The sequence below is a fragment of the Clostridium puniceum genome, assembly GCF_002006345.1.
GTDB lineage: Bacteria > Bacillota > Clostridia > Clostridiales > Clostridiaceae > Clostridium > Clostridium puniceum.
Window position 1 is genome coordinate 1 of record NZ_LZZM01000062.1, and the last position, 3,903, is coordinate 3,903.

General features: G+C 29.1%; 6 protein-coding genes. All 6 read left to right on the forward strand.

Features of this window, described 5'->3' with window-relative positions:
- The first annotated feature begins 370 nt into the window (after positions 1-370).
- A complete protein-coding gene (locus CLPUN_RS05135) occupies positions 371-742 on the forward strand; it encodes a hypothetical protein (protein WP_077846257.1) in 372 nt (123 codons plus the stop codon).
- A 60-nt stretch (positions 743-802) separates the two neighbouring features.
- Positions 803-976 (forward strand): hypothetical protein, encoded by a 174-nt coding sequence (locus tag CLPUN_RS27510; RefSeq protein WP_158078707.1) that lies wholly within the window; start codon positions 803-805, stop codon positions 974-976.
- Positions 977-1,108: 132 nt separating this feature from the next.
- Positions 1,109-1,699 carry a recombinase family protein gene (locus CLPUN_RS05140; RefSeq protein ID WP_077846258.1) on the forward strand — a complete coding sequence of 197 codons (591 nt, stop codon included), beginning with the start codon at positions 1,109-1,111 and terminating at the stop codon, positions 1,697-1,699.
- A 315-nt stretch (positions 1,700-2,014) separates the two neighbouring features.
- Complete coding sequence (locus tag CLPUN_RS05145) at positions 2,015-2,596, forward strand: hypothetical protein (RefSeq protein ID WP_077846259.1); 582 nt, start codon at positions 2,015-2,017, stop codon at positions 2,594-2,596.
- 25 nt (positions 2,597-2,621) lie between these two features.
- Positions 2,622-3,209, forward strand: a complete 588-nt coding sequence (locus CLPUN_RS05150) for a hypothetical protein (protein ID WP_077846260.1) — start codon at positions 2,622-2,624, stop codon at positions 3,207-3,209.
- A 363-nt stretch (positions 3,210-3,572) separates the two neighbouring features.
- A partial coding sequence (locus CLPUN_RS05155) for a phage terminase small subunit-related protein (protein WP_242954051.1) occupies positions 3,573-3,903 on the forward strand: 331 nt, incomplete at its 3' end.

The following is a 3,903-nucleotide window of genomic DNA, read 5'->3' on the forward strand; positions in this document are numbered from 1 at the left end:
ATATAGAGGATGCAGCAGAAATAACTGATAGCAAATTATAAGTTTTATTCATTAATCGGTAAAAAAAGAAAGAATACTTATTTAGGACTAGTCTAAAAAATTATTACTAATATATGCACTGAAAAAAAGTAATACGTAATCATAGGTGTTATTGCGGATTAGAAAATAAATATAAAAAGTGTTTTAAAGCTTTATGTTTCAACGGTTTGGAATGAAAATATATATAAATATCTATTATAATAAAAAAATCAGTGTAGAAATTAAGAGTTCACAATCTTGCAAAAATAATTTTTATGGTCAAAAATAACCCTACTTTTATGGATATTCACATTAATATATATTTTTTTGATGAGATGATGGAGGATAAAAAGTGAAATTATATACAATACAGGAAGTATTTGAAGAAGCAATAGGAACTGAATTTGAAGTAGTAGGTAATATGAAAACAATAAAGGTTGCAGATGGTGTTCAAGGAAGAATATTATGTTGGAGCAATGGTGAGAAAGCTCTTTTATCGGAGGTTACAATAGCAGCTAAATTTATAAAGATTCCGAAGCCAGTAAGTTTTATGGATGTAGTTAATTCTGATAAAAAATGTAGAATAGAGCATGAACTGGTGGATAATGAGATTTATGAAAAAGAATATCATGATTTTAGAGAAGTTATAAGAGTAATGACAACCTGGTATTCTACAAAAGAATTGAAGCAAGTAATTAGAGAAGGTAAATGGTATTTAGAATAAGCATAAAGAATTTATAATGCATAGATTCATGAAGCAAAATAAAAAAGGAAGTGAAAGAAATTGAGTGATATTCAATCAGATGTTAGAAGAGCTCCATTAAGTTCATTAATTAGTGAATTAGCAAGGATAGAATTTCAAATGGGTGAATTAAATTATAGTAAGCAGGAAATAATGAGGGAATTAATTAAAAGAGAAATGGCTGGCAAGATTAAAGGAACTAAGTTGGAGAAGTAAAACAAATAAAATTTAAAGCATGTTCATAACTTAACAGTATTGACTAAGGTAAAGAGTTGACGTATAATCAATGTATAGAACGAGGTCAAAACTTATGGTCAAAACGTTAGTTTAAAAGTGAGGTTATGAATTATGATTTATGGATATTGTAGAGTAAGTTCAAAAGGTCAACTAGATAATAATAGTTTAGAGCAACAAGAGAAAGAAATATTAAGTAAATATGATAATTGCAAAATATATAAAGAACAATATACGGGAACGACTACTCATAGGCCTATATTTGAAAATATTATAAGCCAACTAGAAGAAGGCGACACATTAGTTGTATGTAAGCTTGATAGATTGGCAAGAAATACTGTTGAAGGTATAGATATAGTAGAAAAGTTATTTGATAGAGGTATTAGTGTACATGTTCTTAATGTTGGTTTATTGGAAAACACCACAATGGGAAGATTCTTTTTAACTACGTTATTAGCAGTTGCTGAAATGGAGAGAAATACTATAATTGAACGTACTCAAAATGGTAAAGAAATTGCAAAAACAAAAGCTGGTTTTAAAGAAGGAAGGCCAAAGAGTTATACTGATAAACAATTAGATCATGCATTAAGCTTACTCACTGTAAATGGTGGAGATAAGAGTTATAAAGAAGTATGTGAAATAACTGGAATATCAGTCAGTACTATACAAAGAGAAAATAATAAACGCAAATTAGAAAAGCTTTAGAGATAAGGCTTTTTTATTTATAAAAATTAATATCATTATGTACTTATCATCATAAGATGGCATATAAGGGACAGATAACAAGACAAGTATTAAAAGATATAGTTAAGAACATTAGCAAAAATCAATATAATTATCGTAAAACCTATATTTGTAGGCGCAAAAAGAATTGTGTGTAATATATTTGTTTTTAATGAATAATTTTGTTAATTTGGAATAATATGTATTTATAAAATGCAGTCATTGTGATAATATTCTATATGTTTGATAGCTATTTAGTTACAGCAAAAAATAAAACATAGATGGAGGAATTATCAAATGAAAAACAAAAAATTAACAGCATTTGCTTTAGCACTTTCTGTTGTGCAAGCATCAACATTCTTTCTAAATACAGATGTAAATGCGGCAACTACTAATAATACTACTAATAATATAAGCAGTGTACAAGAGAATAAGAAATCAACTGCGGTATTAATCAAAAGTGGTAAAAAAGAACCATTTAAACCAACTGGAGAAGTAAAAAGTCATGCAGAAGTAGCACTTATGAAAAAACCAGCAACACAATCACAATCAGATCCACTTTCTGCAATTAAGACCACAGTAACCGGGAAAGGCGGTAGTGCAACAATAGACCCTGGCTATAGTAGTATACGTTGGAAGGTTAAACCAACTACTAAGTGGCCATATGTATTTACAGGATATGTTGAAGTTAAATATTATGATGGACAATATGAAACTTATGAAGTATCTGGAGAAGGTGTACTTGGAAGTTCATGTAGTGGAGCAGTTCCAGTAGTCTATAGAGGCGGTTATTCTGTAACGTTTGAAGGTGCAGCAGCTGATATAACAGGTGAAGGTTATGTAGTTTTACCTGGCTGTGAGGCTGGATACGGAGTATAGCACATTTAGAAAGGGAGTGGCATGAATGTCATTTACTATATGCAATAATAGTTCTATAAATCTAAATTTTATTATCCACGTATTACATATGTATAATAAAATAGAATCATATTCAAAAGATGAATTTTTAGATATGGAAGAATTAGAATGTAATATGATCAATTTATGGAATAGTATTATTGGAAGTTTTCAAAATGTGTCAAGTAAAACAGCTAATGGTTCTTTTGTACAATGGGATAGAAGTCTTGTTCTACAAAAAGATTTATATAAGGTTTTGTTTAAAGATACAGAAGCTGGATACAATAAATTTTTAAGCATATGGAACAATTATTTTGAATGGTGGTATAGAGAAGGGCAAAGTACTATTTCTCAGAAAACTGATGATGTCATATCTTCTATATATGATTTAGTTAATGACAAATTAATTAAATCTAACTTAAAACTAACAGGTGATTTTGGAATTCAAATAGTATTTGATGCTATACCCAATGAATGTTTGTCAAAAGGTTCTATATTTACTATTGAACCAATAAGCAATTTTATTGATGAAAATAAAATAATTGAAGTTTCTGAAAGGCTATATGAACTGATATGTTCAACGATAGAAAAATAAATAGCATATAATAATTTGAGAAGGTGAATCTTTGTTTAAAGGTCGCCTTCTTCTTATAATATTAAAAAATACTTTGTAATTATATCCACTACCTATATTTGAGGATTTTCACAGGAAGCTGACACCACAAGCTCCTAATTAGTTACAAAGTTTTCCGTAAATGAATTTTTAAGGTCACATAATCAAGTTCGTTTAGAGTATATAACAAACAGACTTTGTATGAACAATCTTTAAAACTACATTAGATCATTGAAAAATAGAGCAGAAGAGTTCGTTAGTTAAATTAACTTCAAACGAACGAGGGCGAATAAAAAACATTAAGCACTTAGTTTAAAACTAAGTGCTTTTATTATGGAGGTAATTATGGGAAAGACAAGAAGCCCCAACAGGGATAAAGCTTTAGATATCTATATAAAAAACAATGGAGAGATTACACCTAGAGAAATTGCAAAAGTTTTAGGTGAAAGTGCTGCAAATATTAGTTCGTGGAAAAATAAAGATAATTGGAATGAAAAACTTCCACCTAATAAAGGCGGAGCGCCAAAAGGAAATTTAAATTCACTTAAGCATATGTATATTCCACGAGGATATTATGACTCAGCAGGAGGAACTGGTGTATATTATGATTCAGCTGACTATATAGCTTCAAATATTATAAATGGTAAAAATATATTTGGACTAGTTGGAAGTGCTA

Coding starts and splice junctions, on each gene's coding strand:
- CLPUN_RS05140 (WP_077846258.1), top strand. CDS start 1,109: ATGATTTATGGATATTGTAGAGTAAGTTCAAAAGGTCAACTAGATAAT.
- CLPUN_RS05145 (WP_077846259.1), top strand. CDS start 2,015: ATGAAAAACAAAAAATTAACAGCATTTGCTTTAGCACTTTCTGTTGTG.
- CLPUN_RS05150 (WP_077846260.1), top strand. CDS start 2,622: ATGTCATTTACTATATGCAATAATAGTTCTATAAATCTAAATTTTATT.